Genomic DNA, 15,871 nt, shown 5'->3' on the forward strand with positions numbered 1-15,871 from the left:
GGTGGGAGGAGAACAGATGCGTCTTGCAGCCATTTTCCTGGCGGCCAGCAGCCTCATGGGCGCGACCGCAGCTTATGCGCAGGTTCCGGTCAAGATCGGCGTGCTCAACGACCAGTCCGGCCTCTATGCCGACCTCGGCGGCCCCGGCTCCGTGTGGGCGGCCAAGAAGGCGGTCGAGGATTTCGGCGCCGCCGCCAAGGGTCTGAAGGTGGAGGTCGTCTCCGCCGACCACCAGAACAAGGCGGACGTGGGCACCTCCATCGCCCGCCAGTGGTACGACGTGGACGGCGTGGACGCGATCCTCGACGTGCCGAACTCCGGCGTTGCGCTGGCGGTCAGCGGCGTGACCAAGGAAAAGAACAAGGTCTTCATCAATTCCGGCGCGGCCACCTCCGACCTCACCGGCAAGGCCTGCACGCCCAACACCGTGCACTGGACCTACGACACCTGGGCGCTGGCCAACGGCACCGGCAAGGCGATCGTGAAGACCGGCGGCGACACCTGGTTCTTCCTCACCGCCGACTATGCCTTCGGCCACGCGCTGGAGCGCGACACCTCCAAGGTGGTGACGGACAACGGCGGCAAGGTGGTCGGCTCCGTGAAGGTGCCGCTCAACAACGCCGACTTCTCCTCCTTCCTGCTGCAGGCGCAGAGCTCCAAGGCGAAGATCGTCGGCCTCGCCAATGCCGGCGGCGACACCATCAACTCCATCAAGCAGGCGGCCGAATACGGCATCGTCGACGGCGGCCAGAAGCTCGCCGGCCTGCTCATCTTCCTCACCGACGTGCATTCGCTGGGCCTCAAGACCGCCCAGGGCCTGACGCTGACGGAAGCCTGGTACTGGGACCAGACCGACGCCAACCGCAAGTTCGCCGACGCGTTCGCCGCGGCCAACGGCGGCAAGCGTCCCACCATGGTGCAGGCGGGCGTCTATGCCGGCACGCTGCACTATCTGAAGGCGGTGGAGGCCCTGAAGTCGGCCAAGGACGGCAGCGCCGTGGTGGCCAAGATGAAGGAAATCCCCACCGACGACCCGCTGTTCGGCAAGGGCGAGGTGCGGGCCGACGGGCGCACGATCCATCCCATGTACCTCTACGAGGTGAAGAAGCCCTCCGAGTCCAAGGGCCCGTGGGACTACTACACCCTGAAGGCCACCATCCCGGCGAACGAGGCGTTCCGCCCGCTCTCCGAGAGCGATTGCCCCCTCGTCAAGAAGGGCTGATCGGGAACATTGCAGGCGGGCCGGCCTTCAGGGCCGGTCCGCTTCCTCCTGAAACATTGGATCATCGATGTTCGAGCTACTCGGCATTCCCCCGCAGGCCCTGTTCGGGCAATTGCTTCTGGGCCTGATCAACGGCGCCTTCTACGCCATGCTGAGCCTCGGGCTCGCGGTGATCTTCGGCCTGTTGAACGTGATCAACTTCACGCACGGCGCGCAATACATGATGGGCGCGTTCGGGGCGTGGATGCTGCTGAACTATGCCGGCATCCCCTTCTGGGGGGCGCTCGTGCTCTCGCCCATCGTCGTGGCGATCGTCGGCATGGTGATCGAGCGGACGCTGCTCAAACGGCTCTACCATCTCGATCATCTCTACGGCCTGCTGCTGACCTTCGGCCTCGCCCTCATCATCGAGGGCCTGTTCCGGCGGCAGTATGGCTCGTCGGGCCTGCCCTACAACAATCCCCTGCCGGGCGGCACCAACCTCGGCTTCATGTTCCTGCCCAACTACCGCGCCTTCGTGGTGGTGGCCTCCCTCGTGGTCTGCATCGCCACCTGGTACGTGATCGAGCGCACCAAGCTCGGCTCGTACCTGCGCGCCGCCACCGAGCGGCCGGACCTGGTGCAGGCCTTCGGCATCGACGTGCCGCGCATGATCACGCTCACCTACGGCTTCGGCGTCGGCCTCGCCGCGCTGGCCGGGGTGCTTGCGGCGCCCGCCTACCAGGTGAGCCCCACCATGGGCTCCAACCTCATCATCGTGGTGTTCGCGGTGGTGGTGATCGGAGGCATGGGCTCCATCATGGGCGCCATCGTCACCGGCTTCGGCCTCGGCGTGGTGGAGGGCCTCACCAAGGTGTTCTACCCGGAGGCCTCCTCCACCGTCATCTTCGTCATCATGGCCATCGTGCTCATGGTGAAGCCCGCCGGCCTGTTCGGCACGGCCAAGTGAGCCGAGAAGCGAGGCGCTGAGATGAGCTCCACCTCCACCCCCACCGCCGCCGCCCCGGCGCCGGCCGCGACCTCCTCCAGCTTCGGCATCGTCTTCGGCGTCATCGCCGTCGCCGCGTTGCTGGTGGCGCCGTTCGGCGTCTATCCCGTGTTCCTGATGAAGGTGATGTGCTTCGCGCTGTTCGCGTGCGCCTTCAACCTGCTGCTCGGCTACACCGGCCTGCTCTCGTTCGGCCACGCCATGTTCTTCGGCGGGTCGGCCTATGTGTGCGCCCACACCATCAAGGTGATGGGCTTCACGCCCGAGGTCGGGCTGCTGGCCGGCGTCGCCTTCTCGGTGGTGCTCGGCTTCCTCGCCGGCCTCCTCGCCATCCGCCGCCAGGGCATCTACTTCGCCATGGTGACGCTGGCGCTGGCGCAGATGTTCTTCTTCTTCTGCCTCCAGGCCAAGTTCACCGGCGGCGAGGACGGCCTGCAGGCGGTGCCGCGGCGCCCGCTGTTCGGGCTCATCGACATCTCCAAGGACATCAACCTGTATTACCTGGTGCTGGCCATCTTCCTGTTCGGCTTCCTGGTGATCTACCGGGCGGTGCACTCGCCCTTCGGCCAGGTGCTGAAGGCGATCCGCGAGAACGAGCCCCGCGCCATCTCGCTGGGCTACCGGGCCAACCAGTACAAGCTGCTGGCCTTCGTGCTCTCGGCGGCGCTGGCGGGGCTGGCCGGCTCCACCAAGGTGCTGGTGTTCCAGCTCGCCTCCCTCACGGACGTCGCCTGGCAGATGTCCGGCGAGGTGGTGCTGATGACCCTGGTGGGTGGCATGGGCACCATCCTTGGCCCGGTGGTGGGCGCGGCGGTGATCGTGACCATGCAGAACTATCTCGCCGGCCTCGGCGAGTGGGTGCTGGTGATCCAGGGCGTCATCTTCGTCCTAGCCGTCTCCCTGTTCCGCCGCGGCTTCGTCGGAGAGGTCATCGCCGTCATCCAGCAGATGAAGGCCAAAAAGGGCAACGGCTGAGGCCGGCCCCGGGCTTTTGCGGGATCGGGGCATCGTCCCCACCGCTTCCTCCCGCCCCGCGTGCGCCCGTCGCCCGCGGGGTTTTCTTTGGCGGCTCCCTAGAGGGGTCGTTCAGCGCCGCTTCGCCCGGTCCACGGCGATGATGGCGAGACCCGCCGCCAGCCCCCACACCGGCGCGCCGAGGCCCAGGGCGGAGATGCCGGAGGCGGTGGTGGCGAAGGTGGCCACCGCGGCGATGCGGTGCTTCTCCTCGTTCAGCGCCGCGGTGAGGGCGCCGGTGAGCGGCGACAGCAGGGCCAGCCCGGCGATGGTGGCGATGAGCGCCGGCGGCAGGGCCGCGAACACCGCCACCAGCGAGGCGCCGGCTGCCGCCAGCAGCACGTAGAAGCCCGCATAGACCGGCCCGGCCCGCCAGCGGCTCCTACGGTCGGGATCGGTGTCCGGCCCGGTGCAGAGCGCCGCCGTGATGGCCGCGAGGTTGGTGGCGTGGGCGCCGAAGGGGGCCGTCAGCATGGAGGCGAGGCCCGTCACCGCCAGGATGGAACGCACCGGCGGCTCGTAGCCGCTCGCCCGCAGCACCGCGAAGCCGGGCAGGTTCTGCGAGGCCATGGTGACGAGGAACAGCGGCAGGCCGAGGCCCACCAGCACGCTCACGTCGAGGCGTGGCGTGGTCCACACCAGCGCCGAGAGCTCCGGCGCCGGCATGGGGCCAACCCGGCCCAGCGCCAGCGCCCCGGCGATGCCCGCCGCCAGCGCCGCCGGTACCGCCCAGTTGGGCGCGAGGCGGCGGACCCCGAAGAACACCGCGATCACCGGCAGCACCAGAGCGGGGGTGGCCACCGCATGCTCCGCCAGCGCCATCACGAAGCGCGCCAGCACGCCCGCGAGCATGGCCGCCGCCACCGCCACGGGAATGCGCGAGACCAGCGTGCCGAGCGGCTTGATGGCAGCGCACAGCACCATGGCGAGCCCGGCCACGAGGAAGGCGCCGGTGGCGGCCTCCATGCCGAGGCCCGAGCCGAAGCCGGCGATGAGGGCCGCCCCCGGCGTGGACCAGGCGGTGATGATGGGCATGCGGTGGCGGATGGAGAGCACCGCGCTGGTGCCGGCCACCGCGAGGCAGATGGCGGCCACCCAGGAGGAGGCCTGGGCCGCGCTCGCGCCCACTGCCGCCGCCGCGGCGAGGATGAGGGCGAGCGTGCCGCCGAACCCCACGAGCGCCGCGACGAAAGCGGAGACGATGATGGAGACGGGCACGGTCTTGTCCTCGGATGGGCCCCGTCGGAGACGGAAGCGGAAGGAAGGGCGGCGCCGCCCCGGAAGGGATGGGCCGCGGGCGGAAGGCGATGCGCCGTGCGCGTGGGCCTGGCCCGCTGCGCCCAAGCATTTTCGAGCGCGGCGGGCCCCGGCTTGCGTGAGGAAAATACGACAAGACAAGGAGGTAGAGGATTTTTGCGATTCAGAGAAACGCGGAAATGCTCCAGCGCGTGGCCGGGGGACGCCCCGTCTCCCGGGTCCGGCCGAGGCTCCCGCCCGGAGCGTCGTCCGGCCTCCAGGGGAGGGGCCGCGACCGCGCGGCCGTTCCTCATGCCTTGGCAGGTCGGAACGGCCTGCGGCCGCCGCTCCGGCTCGTCGCTCCGGGCGGCTGCCGGGCCTTCGCCAGCGCCCGCCCGAATTCCTGGGGGCGTTTCCTGGCGCCGCCTCCTGGGGCCGCCTCCTGGGGCCGTTCCGGCACGAGGGCGCAGCGGCTTTGCGCCGCCATCGCCACCGGGCCAAGAGCTAGGGCGCCTGCGCCGCCAGCACCGGGGCGAGCGCCGCGAGGGCCTGCCGACGCGCCACCAGTCCCAGGTGCTCGGGCGCGGCCACGTCCAGGGCGGTGAAGCGCACGAACACCACCGTGCGCGTCCCCTTGCCGGGGCCGGGCAGGCGGGGCAGGGGGCCGTCCTGTCCCGCGCCGGGGAGCGGCCCGCTGGCCGGCGCCATGGCGAAGCCCACGAACCAGCCGAGCGGCCGCGCGCGGTCGATGCCGCCGTCCGGCAGGCGGCCGAAGCCGGAGCCGGTCTTGCCGAAGGTGAGCCAGCCGGTCGGCTGCTCGTCGATGGCCATGAGGCGCATGGTCTCGCGCACCGCACCGGCCGAGACGGGCAGTTCGCCCTTCAGCATCCGGCGCAGGAAGTCGATCTGCTCGCGCGGGGAAATGCGCAGGGACGAGGAGAGCCAGAAATGCGCCAGCGGCTCGCTCTCGCCCTTCAGGCCGCTCATGTTCTCGTTGCCGTAGGCGAAGCCCTTCAGGTAGCCGGCGATGCGTTCCGCCCCCAGCTCGCGGGCCAGCACCTGCGAGTACCAGACGACGGAATATTTCATCCAGCTCGCCGGGGTCTGCGGCCCGCGCGTCTGCTCCCGCTCCGTGTCTGCGCCGGGCGGCGGGGAGAAGACCGGCTCCTTCTCGCTCTTCAGGATGCCGGCGTCATAGCCCATGAGGGCGAGGACCACCTTGAAGGTGGACTGGGGGGGATGGCGCGTGGCGCACAGGCCCTGCTTCGCCAGCACCTTGCCCGTCTCGAGCTCGGTGGCGATGAAGCAGTCCTCCGCCGCCCGCCCCGGCGCGGCGGCCAGGAGCAGGCCGAGGGCGGCGAGGGCGGCGGCGGCGCGCCGGGCGCCCGCCGCCGTGCGCTGCGCCATCAGGAGGCTTTCGCCGGCTTGTCGACGAGCCGCGGCGCGTAGGTGTGCTCCTTGGCGGGGAAGGTGCGGGCGCGCACCTCCTCCGCATAGCTGGCCACCGCCTTCTCGATGTCCGGGCCGAGGTTGGCGTACTTCTTCACGAACTTGGGCACCCGGTCGCCGAGGCCCAGCATGTCCTCCAGCACCAGGATCTGCCCGTCGCAGGCCGGCGAGCCGCCGATGCCGATGGTGGGCGAGGCCACCTCCTCGGTGATGCGGCGGGCCAGCGGCTCGGCGATGGCCTCCAGCACGATGGAGAAGGCCCCGGCCTCGGCGATGGCGCGGGCGTCGTCGAGGATGAGGGAGGCTTCCGCGTCGTCCCGGCCGCGGGCCTTGAACGAGCCCAGCGTGTTGATGGCCTGGGGGGTGAGGCCCACATGGCCCATCACCGGCACGCCGCGATCCACCAGGAAGCGCACGGTCTCGGCCATGCGGCGGCCGCCCTCCAGCTTCACCGCGCCGGCGCCGGTCTCCTTCAGCACGCGGGCGGCGGTATGGAAGGCTTCGGTCGGGCTCGCCTCGTAGCTGCCGAAGGGCAGGTCCACGACGATGAGCGCGCGCTTCGTGCCGCGCACCACGGCGCGGCCATGCACGATCATCATCTCCACGGTCACGGGCACGGTGGTCTCCAGCCCGTGCATCACCATGCCCAGGCTGTCGCCCACGAGAATCACGTCCACGTGCCGGTCCAGCAGGCGCGCGGTGTGGGCGTGATAGGAGGTCAGCGACACGATGGGGTCCTTGCCCTTGCGGGCCTGGATCTCGGGTGCCGTGATGCGGCGGGCATCGGCCTGGGTGGACATGGCGTTCCTCTTCTCGGTTCTCGTCGCGTCTATCTCGTCGCGCCTCATCTGGTGGCGGGAGCGTCTCGCCCCCTGCTCACAGAACGGGCACGCCGATCACATATGGATGGAATAGGTAAGCGAGCGCGGCATAGACCACCAGCCCCCCGCCCACCGCGAGGGCATCGCCCGCGTAAGTTCCGGGCGCCACCGGCAGCGGCTCGCCCCGCCGCTTCACCGAGATGCGGTCGTACACCGCCCAGCCGAGGATGGAGCCGAACAGCACCATGCCGGCGATGTCGCCGTTGGCGAGCAGGTGGGCCAGCGCCCACACCTTCACCGCCACCAGAAGGGGATGCTTCAGCCACGCCTTGATGTGGCTCGGCACCTTGGAGGCCACCGCGGCGATGGAGGCGAGCAGCATCAGCAGCAGCGTCAGGTGCCGCAGCGCCACCGGCGGATGCCAGATGACCGCCGGGCCGGCCGCCCGCCACAGGGCGAAGCCGTAGGCGGTGAGCAGAAGGCCGCTGACCGCGAGCAGGGAGAAGAAGGCCTTGTAGGAGCCTTCCCCCACGCTCGCGATGAGCCTGGCGCGCAGCCCCCTGAGGCTTCCCACCACATGGATGCCGAGGAAGACGACCAGGCCGAACAGCATCATCACCATGGATTGATCTCCGCGCGCCGCACCCGCTGTCGGCGCCCCTGATGGAAGCATGTGCGCACCGCGCCGCGGCGGGCCGCCTCTGGGGGGCACCGGGCAACGCGTTTCGTGGCCTCGATTTGTCGGCATCGCCCGGGTCGCCCGAAAGGGGCGGCGCGCGGGCGGCGCCGGGGACGGGGCCGCGGCGGACAGTAGTGCGAGGCGGGGGCCCTTGTCATCCGCGACGGTCGGCAGGCCTTGTGCAGCCTTGCGTTGCAGCGGCGGCGTGGCAGTATCCTTTGCACCGGGGACGCAGGGGAACACGATGCGGGTGGCAGGCATCCGGGGCGCGGGCATCGATGAAGCGGGCCGCCTGTCGGCCAGCGGGGGGGAGGGACGTGGTCCGTCTCCCCGGGCCGGCGGGCTGGCGCGGCTGCGGCGGGCGCTCGCGGCTGTTCTTCTCGCATTCGCCTGCATGGCGGGCCTTGCCGCGCCGGCCGGCGCCGGAACGGCGACGGTGGTGGCGCGCATCGACATCTCCAGGCAGCGCATGACGGTGAGCGTCAATGGCATGCCGCAATATTCCTGGCCGGTCTCCACCGCCCGGCGCGGCTATATCACCCCCTCGGGGGTGTACCGGCCACAGCGTCTCTACCGGGAGTATTATTCCCGCAAGTATTACAACTCGCCCATGCCCTACTCGATCTTCTTCTCCGGCGGCTATGCCATCCATGGCAGCTACGAGGTGGGCCGCCTGGGCTCCCCGGCCTCCCATGGCTGCATCCGCCTGCATCCGGGCAATGCGGCGACGCTCTATTCGCTGGTGCGCTCCTACGGGCCGGGCAACACGGTGATCGTCATCTCCCGCTAGGCGGGGAGGGGGAGCGCGGGATGGGTTGTCCCCACGCATGGGAGCCCTGCGGCGAATGCCTCGCAACAGGTCTTCTATTCGTCGTTCACTCATGGTATCGGCCACTGCCAACTCGCAACGGGGGCTCACCGCCTCCCGTTCCGGCCCCGATCCAGCGGCCCGGACCCCGCGCCGCCTTAAGGAGTTGGCCATGACGACCCCCTCTTCGAACGCTCCGACCCCTGCGGAATTCGCCACCGGCCGCGCGCGGTTCCGCGAGGCGCTGACGTTCGACGACGTGCTGCTGACGCCCGGCGCCTCCGAGGTGATGCCGGGGCAGGTGGAAGTGTCCACCCAGCTCACCAAGACCATCACCCTCAACCTGCCGATCATCTCGGCGGCCATGGACACGGTGACCGAATCCCGCCTCGCCATCGCCATGGCCCAGGCCGGCGGCATCGGCGTCATCCACCGCAACCTTTCGCCCGAGCTCCAGGCCGAGCATGTGCGGCAGGTGAAGAAGTACGAATCGGGCATGGTGGTGAACCCCGTCACCATCCATCCCGACGAGACCCTGTCCGACGCGCTGGCGCTGATGAAGCGCTACGCCATCTCCGGCATCCCGGTGGTGGAGCGCGGCACCGGCAGCATCGCCGGCCGCCTGGTGGGCATCCTCACCAACCGCGACGTGCGCTTCGCCCACAATCCCAGCCAGCGCGTGGCCGAGCTGATGACCAAGGACCGGCTCATCACCGTGCGCGAGGGCCAGGTGAACCAGGAGGAGGCCAAGCGCCTCCTGCACCAGTACCGCATCGAGAAGCTGCTGGTGGTGGATGCGGACGACCGCTGCGTCGGCCTCATCACCGTGAAGGACATCGAGAAGGCGGTGGCCTATCCCAACGCGGCCAAGGACGAGCAGGGCCGCCTGCGCGTCGCCGCAGCCACCACGGTGGGCGAGGACGGCTTCGAGCGCACCGAGCGCCTCATCGACGCGGGCGTGGACCTGGTGGTGGTGGACACCGCCCACGGCCATTCCCGCAAGGTGCTGGACCAGGTGAGCCGCATCAAGCGCCTCTCCAACAAGACCCAGATCCTCGCCGGCAACATCGCCACCTCCGAGGGCGCCCGCGCGCTCATCGATGCCGGCGCCGACGCGGTGAAGGTGGGCATCGGCCCCGGCTCCATCTGCACCACCCGCATCGTCGCCGGCGTGGGCGTGCCCCAGCTCACCGCCGTGATGGACGCGGTGGAGGCGGCCTCCCGCACCGGCACCCCGGTGGTGGCGGACGGCGGCATCAAATATTCCGGCGACCTTGCCAAGGCGCTGGCGGCCGGCGCGTCCGCCGCCATGGTGGGCTCGCTGCTCGCCGGCACCGACGAAAGCCCGGGCGAGGTGTTCCTCTACCAGGGCCGCTCCTACAAGTCCTACCGCGGCATGGGCTCGGTGGGCGCCATGGCCCGCGGCTCGGCGGACCGCTACTTCCAGGCGGAAGTGCGCGACACCCTCAAGCTGGTGCCGGAAGGCATCGAGGGGCAGGTGGCCTACAAGGGCCCGGTGGGCGCGGTGCTGCATCAGCTCGCCGGCGGCCTGCGCGCCGCCATGGGCTATGTGGGCGGCAGCACCCTGAAGGAGTTCCGCGAGCGGGCGCAGTTCGTGCGCATCTCCTCCGCCGGCCTGCGCGAGAGCCATGTTCACGACGTGACCATCACCCGCGAAAGCCCCAACTACCCCACCAGCGTCTGACGCGGGGGCGTCCCACCCCGGTCGCGCGGGCGGGACGCCGGAAACGAGATGTAACACGACAGCAACGAAGTACCGCTTCCTTAACGGTATGACGTTGGGATAAGAAGTTGAGCCGAGGGCGGCTTCTGGAGGGTGCGGCACGTCGCCAGAGGCGATGGCCGGCCCGCAACCGGAAGGCTGCGATGGCTCGGTTCCCGGCGTTGTCTCCCGCGCTTTTCTCCACCTGGCTTCCGGCCCGGCGCCTGACGGCGCCGGCCGATCCGGTCCAGTTCGTGGTGGTCGGCGTGCAGAAGGGGGGCACCAGCGCCCTCTTCCATTTCCTTTCCCAGCACCCCGGAATCGACGCGCCGCGCCAAAAGGAGCTGCATTTCTTCGATGATGACCGGCGCCGCTGGGACCGTCCCGACTATTCAGACTACCACCGCCATTTCGGCCGGGTCCGTGGCGGGCTGAGGGGCGAGGCGACGCCCTCCTACATCTGGTGGCCGAACGCGCTGGAGGGCCTGGCCGCCTACAATCCTGACGTGCGCATCATCGCCATGTTCCGGGATCCGGTGACGCGCGCTCATGCCCACTGGCGCATGAACCGTGCGCGCGGCATCGAGCCGCTGGACTTCGCCAGGGCGGTCTGCGCCGGCGTGTGCCGTGGCGCGGCGGGCCTGCGCCCGGACCAGGCGCTGCGGTGCTTTTCCTATCTGGAGCGCGGCTTCTACGGGGCGCAGGTGGAGCGGCTGTTCCACCTCTTCCCGCGCGAGCAGATCCTGCTGATGCGGCAGGAAGACCTGGAGCGGGACCACCACGCCACGCTCGACCGCGTCTTCACCTTCCTCGGCCTGCCGCCCCATCCGGTTTGCGCCAGCCGGGTGTTCGAGGGGAAGGTGACGGCGCCCCTGCCGGAGGAGGACGCGGCCTATCTCGCCGCGGTCTATGCCTTGGACATGGCCCGCTTCGAGGCCCTTAGCGGCTGCGAGACGGGGACCTGGCGCAAGGCGGGCGGGCCGTGGGGCGCCCGCGGCGTCACCCCGTCACCGGGGGGAGCCTCCGTGTAAGGGGCGAGGTGCCGTCGGCCTCCGGGCCGGCAGCCCCCTGAGGGGGTGGAAGCGGCGCGGTTCGTGCCTCTCCTCCGCCGGCTCGCACGCGAGCGCCCATGTCGTCCCGCCAGCGTCCGGCGATGCCGGCGCGGATCATCCGGCTTGGCCGCGCATCCGCACCACGAACTCCACCAGGAAGGCCGTGGACCACGCCACCATCATGGGCCCGATGAGGGATTCGAAGCCGGCGACAACGCGAAACGTCGGGTTGATGAACACGCCGTCGGCCCCCACCGTGGTGTAGGTGGACATGGAGTAATAAAGAGCGTCCGGCAGGTTCGGGATGGCGTGGAGCCCTGCATAGGCGACCCCCCAGATCTGCATCTCCAGGAGATGGGCAAGGCTGAGGCTGAGCACCGTGGTGCTGATGATGACGGCCTCGCGAAAGACGTGGTCGTCATAGTCCTTGCCCCGGATGCGCCGGGAGAGGCGCCGCCGGATGATGGAAAGCGCAATGGCGTGCACCATCACCGTCAGCATTGCCAGCACGACGCATACAGACAGCAGCACCAGATAGGTGCCGGAACTCGCCCCTTCGTCCATGTCCCGAATCCAGCTTCACGCGTTCGGCGCGAGCCTATCGGGTCCAAACGGAGAGGAGTAGCCGGGAAGATCGGGACGGCGGACGGCCGGCGCGGCCGCGATCCGCCGTCGGATCGCGCTCTGCATGGGAAGACGGAGAATGCGTGATCCGATCCGATTGCGAAGCAATCAGGTCAGCGCCGATCCGATCCGGGCCGGCGCGGCTCCTTGGGCGGGGTGATGTCGATCATCTCGCCCTCGAAGCCCCCGCCGCCGAAGGGCTGGCCGGTGCGCAGGTCGAACACCCGCACGCTGGTGAAGCTGCCGCGCCGCATGAACGGCGGCCGGCCGGTGAGCAGCGTGTAGACGCCGCCGCCCAGCACCAGCGCGGCAATGACCACGCCGGCCACGATGAGGAGGCCGCCCACCAGGGTGAAGAGGGCGAAGCCCGCCAGCCCTGCAACCACAAGGCCCGCGACACCGCCGAACAGGTTCAGAAGCTGTTTCATGGGCGGAATCCTGCCGGCTGATTGGGGCGGACTTGCGACCGTTGCATCACCTAGGGAGATGTGGCGCCCCGCGGATCCGCCCGCGGAGCCGGTCGGGCGAGGCCGGAGCCGGGTCAGCCGGCCTGCTCGGTCACGGGCTCGCGGCCGATGAGCCGGGCGAGCTGGCGCAGGCGGTTCTGCACCCGGTCGTTGACGAGCGTCACGAGGTCGCGCGGCACGGTGAGCACCAATTGCTCGCCCCGCACCTGCAGGGGCATGCGCGGCAGCACGCCCGGCATGGCGGCGGAGAGCACATAGGCCACCCGCATGGCACCGCCGAGGATGCGCGCGCGATCCAGCATGCCGGTGGTCACCAGCTCCAGGATGCGCGTGTCGCTCTCGTCCGCGCCGAGCCCCACATGCCGGAAATAGACCGAGAGGGCCACATAGGCCCGGCCGGGATGGTCGATGCCCGCGAGCGCGGCATGGGCGATCATGTTGAGGCTCTGCTCGCCGCGATAGTCCGGATGCGCCCGCCAGCCCACGTCGGCCAGCAGGCAGGCGGCCCGGCGCAGGCGCGTCTCGTCCTCCGCCTCCTCCAGCACCGGGGCGGAGGCGAAGAAGGCATCCGTCCAGCTCACCAGCTCCTCCCCGTGGCGGGGCGAGCGGGAGCGCAGCACGTTCAGCTCGGCTGCGGCAAGCAGCAGGGGGTCGCGGGCGCGCTCCTCCCCCGTCAGCAGCGAATAGAGCAGGCCCTCGCGCACGCCGAGGGCCGAGATGACCACCTCCGACGGGCGGCCCTGCCGCACGATGTTTTCCAGCACCAGCGCGCCGTAGGCGAGCAGCGGGCGGCGCGCGTCGGAGATCACGTCGATATGGGCAAGGGTGTCCGCATCCGCCCGGTGGACGATGCGGGTGAAGTCCAGCGCCTCCCGGGCGGGGATGACATAGCCGTGCATCACATGCAGCGGATAGCCCTTCTGGAACATGTGCAGGCGTGCCAGCGCCCGCCACGTGCCGCCCACCGCATAGAAGGTGCGCCCGGCGAGGCCGTCGAGCACGCCGGCCTCGGGGATGGTGTCCTTGACGATCTTCTCCGCCTTGCGGGTGGAGCGCGAGGAGCGGTCCTGCAGGGCGAGGCCGCCCAAGGGCAGGGTGACGCCCGTGCCCACGCTGCCGCCCTTCACGTCCACCAGCTCCAGCGAGCCGCCGCCGAGGTCGCCGACGATGCCGTCCGGCGCATAGACGCCGGAGACGATGCCGCAGGCGGCCAGCTCCGCCTCGCGCTTGCCGGTCAGCAGCTCGATCCGGGTGCCGCAGATGGCCTCGCACTCGGCGATGAAGGCCGGGCCGTTCTCCGCGTCGCGCGCGGCGGCGGTGGCGAGGGCATGCACCTCGCCCACCTGCATGGCGTCGCACAGCGCCCGGAAGCGCCGCAGGGCCGCATGGGCGCGGTCCACCGCATCCTGCGGCAGGCGGCCGGTGGACAGCACCTCCCGGCCGAGGCCGCACAGGGCCTTCTCGTTGAAGATGGGGGAGAGCGCGCGGCTCAGGCCCTCATAGACGACGAGACGGACCGAGTTGGAGCCGATGTCGATGACCGCCACCGGTGCCCCGGTGGAGAGCCGGCTTGGGGCGCGATGCGGATCCTCGCCCGCCTCAACGGCGGACGAAGAGGCTGCGCGGCGAAGAATCTTTGAGAGACTTTCCACGTCCGGACAAGCTCGGGTTGGTCATGAAATACTGGTGGGCGTTGAACGGCTCCTCGCCCGGGGCGGGGACTATGCGTTCGGAGGAGCCGTCGGGCAACACCCGCCAGCTCTGTTGGTTGTCGATAAGGTTGGCGACCATGATCTGGTCGAGCACCTGCTCGTGCACCGTCGGGTTGGTGATGGGGCACAGGGTCTCGACCCGGCGGTCGAGGTTGCGCGTCATCAGGTCCGCCGAGGAGATGTAGACCACCGCGTGCGGGCTCGGCAGGCCATGGCCGGCGCCGAAGCAATAGATGCGGGAATGCTCCAGGAAGCGTCCGACGATGGACTTCACCCGGATGTTCTCCGACAGGCCGGGGATGCCGGGGCGCAGGCAGCAGATGCCGCGGATCACGCAATCCACCTGAACGCCGGCGGCGCTGGCGGCGTAGAGGGCGTCGATGATCTCCGGGTCCACCAGCGAGTTGCACTTCAGCCAGATGGCCGCCGGGCGGCCTGCCCGGGCGAACTCGATCTCGTCGGCGATGTGCTTCATCAGCCGCGGCTTCAGCGTGGAGGGCGACACCGCCATGGCGTTCAGCTCGCCGGGGGTCGCATAGCCGGTGATGAAGTTGAAGATGCGCGCCACGTCCTGCGCGATCACCGGGTCGGCGGTGAAGAACGACAGGTCGGTGTAGATGCGGGCGGTGATGGGGTGGTAGTTGCCGGTGCCCACATGCACATAGGTGGCGAGCTGGGCGCCCTCGCGGCGCACCGCCATGGACAGCTTGCCGTGGGTTTTCAGCTCGATGAAGCCGAACACCACCTGCACGCCCGCGCGCTCCAGGTCGCGGGCCCAGCGGATGTTGGCCTCCTCGTCGAAGCGGGCCTTCAATTCCACCAGCGCGGTGACGGACTTGCCCGCCTCGGCGGCTTCCGCCAGCGCCTTCACGATGGGGCTGTCGGAGGAGGTGCGGTAGAGGGTCTGCTTGATGGCGACGACGTTGGGGTCTCTTGCGGCCTGGCGGAGAAACTGAACCACCACGTCAAAGGATTCATAAGGGTGGTGAACCAGTATGTCCTTCTCGCGAATGGCCAGAAAGCAGTCGCCGCCGTGGTCGCGGATGCGTTCGGGAAATCGGGCATTGTAGGCCTGGAACTTCAGGTCCGGCCGGTCCACCGAGACGAGCTGGGAGAATTCGTTCAGCGCCAGCACGCCGTCCACCATGAAGATCTCGTCGTCCTTCACCCCGAGCTCGCGGGCGACGAAATTGCGCAGCTCGTCCGGCATGGCGGCGTCGGCCTCCATGCGGATGACCTCGCCGTAGCGGCGCTGCTTCAGCGCCGTCTCGAACAGGCGGACGAGATCCTCCGCCTCCTCCTCGATTTCCAGGTCGCTGTCGCGGACCACCCGGAACACGCCCTGGCCCTTCACCGCATAGCCCGGGAAGAGGCGGGAGATGAACAGGCTGATCATCTGCTCCAGGGTGATGAAGCGCATGGCGCCCGAGCCCATGTCGGGCAGGCGGATGAAGCGGTCCACCTTGGCCGGGATGCGGATGAGCGCGTTCATGCCCCGCCCGTCCGCCTGCCGCACCAGCTGCAGCGCCAGCGAGAAGCCGAGGTTGGGGATGAACGGGAAGGGGTGCGCCGGATCGATGGCCAGCGGGGTCAGGATCGGGAAGACGTGGTTGAGGAAGTGCCGCTCCAGCACCTCCATGTCCTCGGCGGTGGTCTCCAGGCCGTCCACCAGCACGATGCCGGCGCCGGCGAGGTCGCGCCTCAGCTCCCGCCAGCGGGCCTGCTGGTCGGAGATGAGCTGGGTGGCGCTCGCCTGGATGACCAGGAGCTGCTCGGACGGGGTGAGGCCGTCCGGGCTCGGGGTCTGCACGCCCTCGCGGAACTGCTCCTTCAGGCCGGCGACGCGGACCATGAAGAACTCGTCCAGATTGTTGGCCGAGATGGACAGGAAGCGCAGTTGCTCCAGCAGCGGATGGTTGCGGTTTTCCGCCTCCTCCAGCACGCGGCGGTTGAAGTGCAGCCAGGAAATCTCGCGGTTGATGAAACGCTGCGGCGATTGCGCCAGCGTGATTCCCTCTCCCTCGCCGGCTGGACGCTCGGCCTCGGCGAGTGCTGCGGCTTCATTCAGTCCCATGC

General features: G+C 69.7%; 14 protein-coding genes. 6 read left to right on the plus strand and 8 right to left on the minus strand.

Annotation, left to right across the window (positions count from 1 at the left end; translation table 11 throughout):
- The first annotated feature begins 16 nt into the window (after window positions 1-16).
- The 3 genes from V5F59_RS07100 (at window position 17) to V5F59_RS07110 (ending at window position 3,185) form a co-directional block, all read left to right on the plus strand.
- Window positions 17-1,222, plus strand: a complete 1,206-nt coding sequence (locus V5F59_RS07100) for an ABC transporter substrate-binding protein (protein WP_509211197.1) — start codon at window positions 17-19, stop codon at window positions 1,220-1,222.
- 67 nt (window positions 1,223-1,289) lie between these two features.
- Entirely contained in the window at window positions 1,290-2,171 is an 882-nt protein-coding gene (locus V5F59_RS07105; RefSeq protein ID WP_509211198.1) for an ABC transporter permease subunit, read from the plus strand.
- Between the two features lie 21 nt (window positions 2,172-2,192).
- Window positions 2,193-3,185, plus strand: a complete 993-nt coding sequence (locus tag V5F59_RS07110; protein ID WP_509211199.1) for an ABC transporter permease subunit — start codon at window positions 2,193-2,195, stop codon at window positions 3,183-3,185.
- Between the two features lie 111 nt (window positions 3,186-3,296).
- Here V5F59_RS07110 and V5F59_RS07115 read toward each other — a convergent pair whose 3' ends face one another.
- The 4 genes from V5F59_RS07115 to V5F59_RS07130 all read right to left on the minus strand — a co-directional run bounded on the left by V5F59_RS07115 (window position 3,297) and on the right by V5F59_RS07130 (window position 7,352).
- A complete protein-coding gene (locus tag V5F59_RS07115; protein ID WP_393982457.1) occupies window positions 3,297-4,442 on the minus strand; it encodes a benzoate/H(+) symporter BenE family transporter in 1,146 nt (381 codons plus the stop codon).
- A 522-nt stretch (window positions 4,443-4,964) separates the two neighbouring features.
- The gene (locus V5F59_RS07120; protein WP_393982458.1) at window positions 4,965-5,867 is read right to left on the minus strand and encodes a penicillin-binding transpeptidase domain-containing protein; all 903 of its coding nucleotides are present in this window, start codon (window positions 5,865-5,867) and stop codon (window positions 4,965-4,967) included.
- Complete coding sequence (gene panB / locus V5F59_RS07125) at window positions 5,867-6,709, minus strand: 3-methyl-2-oxobutanoate hydroxymethyltransferase (RefSeq protein ID WP_393982459.1); 843 nt, start codon at window positions 6,707-6,709, stop codon at window positions 5,867-5,869. The genes V5F59_RS07120 and panB overlap by 1 nt, the downstream gene beginning before the upstream one ends.
- Before the next feature lie 76 nt (window positions 6,710-6,785).
- The gene (locus tag V5F59_RS07130) at window positions 6,786-7,352 is read right to left on the minus strand and encodes an NnrU family protein (protein WP_393982460.1); all 567 of its coding nucleotides are present in this window, start codon (window positions 7,350-7,352) and stop codon (window positions 6,786-6,788) included.
- Between the two features lie 301 nt (window positions 7,353-7,653).
- On the opposite strand from V5F59_RS07130, the gene V5F59_RS07135 reads away from it, so the two are divergent.
- The 3 genes from V5F59_RS07135 (at window position 7,654) to V5F59_RS07145 (ending at window position 10,971) form a co-directional block, all read left to right on the plus strand.
- On the plus strand, window positions 7,654-8,199 hold the full coding sequence (locus tag V5F59_RS07135; protein WP_393982461.1) for a L,D-transpeptidase: 546 nt from the start codon (window positions 7,654-7,656) through the stop codon (window positions 8,197-8,199).
- A 190-nt stretch (window positions 8,200-8,389) separates the two neighbouring features.
- The gene (guaB, locus tag V5F59_RS07140; protein WP_393982462.1) at window positions 8,390-9,922 is read left to right on the plus strand and encodes an IMP dehydrogenase; all 1,533 of its coding nucleotides are present in this window, start codon (window positions 8,390-8,392) and stop codon (window positions 9,920-9,922) included.
- A 182-nt stretch (window positions 9,923-10,104) separates the two neighbouring features.
- Window positions 10,105-10,971: a sulfotransferase family protein gene (locus tag V5F59_RS07145; RefSeq protein ID WP_393982463.1), complete on the plus strand. Its 867-nt coding sequence runs from the start codon at window positions 10,105-10,107 to the stop codon at window positions 10,969-10,971.
- Window positions 10,972-11,106: 135 nt separating this feature from the next.
- Here the strand turns inward: V5F59_RS07145 and V5F59_RS07150 are convergent, their stop codons facing one another.
- The 4 genes from V5F59_RS07150 to V5F59_RS07165 form a co-directional block, all read right to left on the minus strand.
- Complete coding sequence (locus tag V5F59_RS07150; RefSeq protein WP_393982464.1) at window positions 11,107-11,556, minus strand: ion channel; 450 nt, start codon at window positions 11,554-11,556, stop codon at window positions 11,107-11,109.
- 173 nt (window positions 11,557-11,729) lie between these two features.
- Window positions 11,730-12,044 carry a hypothetical protein gene (locus tag V5F59_RS07155; protein ID WP_393982465.1) on the minus strand — a complete coding sequence of 105 codons (315 nt, stop codon included), beginning with the start codon at window positions 12,042-12,044 and terminating at the stop codon, window positions 11,730-11,732.
- 113 nt (window positions 12,045-12,157) lie between these two features.
- A complete protein-coding gene (locus V5F59_RS07160; RefSeq protein WP_393982466.1) occupies window positions 12,158-13,630 on the minus strand; it encodes a Ppx/GppA family phosphatase in 1,473 nt (490 codons plus the stop codon).
- Window positions 13,631-13,682: 52 nt separating this feature from the next.
- Window positions 13,683-15,869 carry an RNA degradosome polyphosphate kinase gene (locus V5F59_RS07165; protein ID WP_393982467.1) on the minus strand — a complete coding sequence of 729 codons (2,187 nt, stop codon included), beginning with the start codon at window positions 15,867-15,869 and terminating at the stop codon, window positions 13,683-13,685.
- Window positions 15,870-15,871 lie beyond the last annotated feature (2 nt).

The sequence above is a fragment of the Xanthobacter nonsaccharivorans genome (genome assembly GCF_043194755.2).
In the GTDB taxonomy this organism is placed as follows: domain Bacteria; phylum Pseudomonadota; class Alphaproteobacteria; order Rhizobiales; family Xanthobacteraceae; genus Xanthobacter; species Xanthobacter autotrophicus_G.

Coding starts and splice junctions, on each gene's coding strand:
- V5F59_RS07110 (WP_509211199.1), top strand. CDS start 2,193: ATGAGCTCCACCTCCACCCCCACCGCCGCCGCCCCGGCGCCGGCCGCG.
- guaB (WP_393982462.1), top strand. CDS start 8,390: ATGACGACCCCCTCTTCGAACGCTCCGACCCCTGCGGAATTCGCCACC.
- V5F59_RS07165 (WP_393982467.1), bottom strand. CDS start 15,869: ATGGGACTGAATGAAGCCGCAGCACTCGCCGAGGCCGAGCGTCCAGCC.
- V5F59_RS07155 (WP_393982465.1), bottom strand. CDS start 12,044: ATGAAACAGCTTCTGAACCTGTTCGGCGGTGTCGCGGGCCTTGTGGTT.
- V5F59_RS07145 (WP_393982463.1), top strand. CDS start 10,105: ATGGCTCGGTTCCCGGCGTTGTCTCCCGCGCTTTTCTCCACCTGGCTT.
- V5F59_RS07135 (WP_393982461.1), top strand. CDS start 7,654: ATGCGGGTGGCAGGCATCCGGGGCGCGGGCATCGATGAAGCGGGCCGC.
- V5F59_RS07105 (WP_509211198.1), top strand. CDS start 1,290: ATGTTCGAGCTACTCGGCATTCCCCCGCAGGCCCTGTTCGGGCAATTG.
- V5F59_RS07130 (WP_393982460.1), bottom strand. CDS start 7,352: ATGGTGATGATGCTGTTCGGCCTGGTCGTCTTCCTCGGCATCCATGTG.
- V5F59_RS07150 (WP_393982464.1), bottom strand. CDS start 11,556: ATGGACGAAGGGGCGAGTTCCGGCACCTATCTGGTGCTGCTGTCTGTA.
- V5F59_RS07100 (WP_509211197.1), top strand. CDS start 17: ATGCGTCTTGCAGCCATTTTCCTGGCGGCCAGCAGCCTCATGGGCGCG.
- V5F59_RS07120 (WP_393982458.1), bottom strand. CDS start 5,867: ATGGCGCAGCGCACGGCGGCGGGCGCCCGGCGCGCCGCCGCCGCCCTC.
- panB (WP_393982459.1), bottom strand. CDS start 6,709: ATGTCCACCCAGGCCGATGCCCGCCGCATCACGGCACCCGAGATCCAG.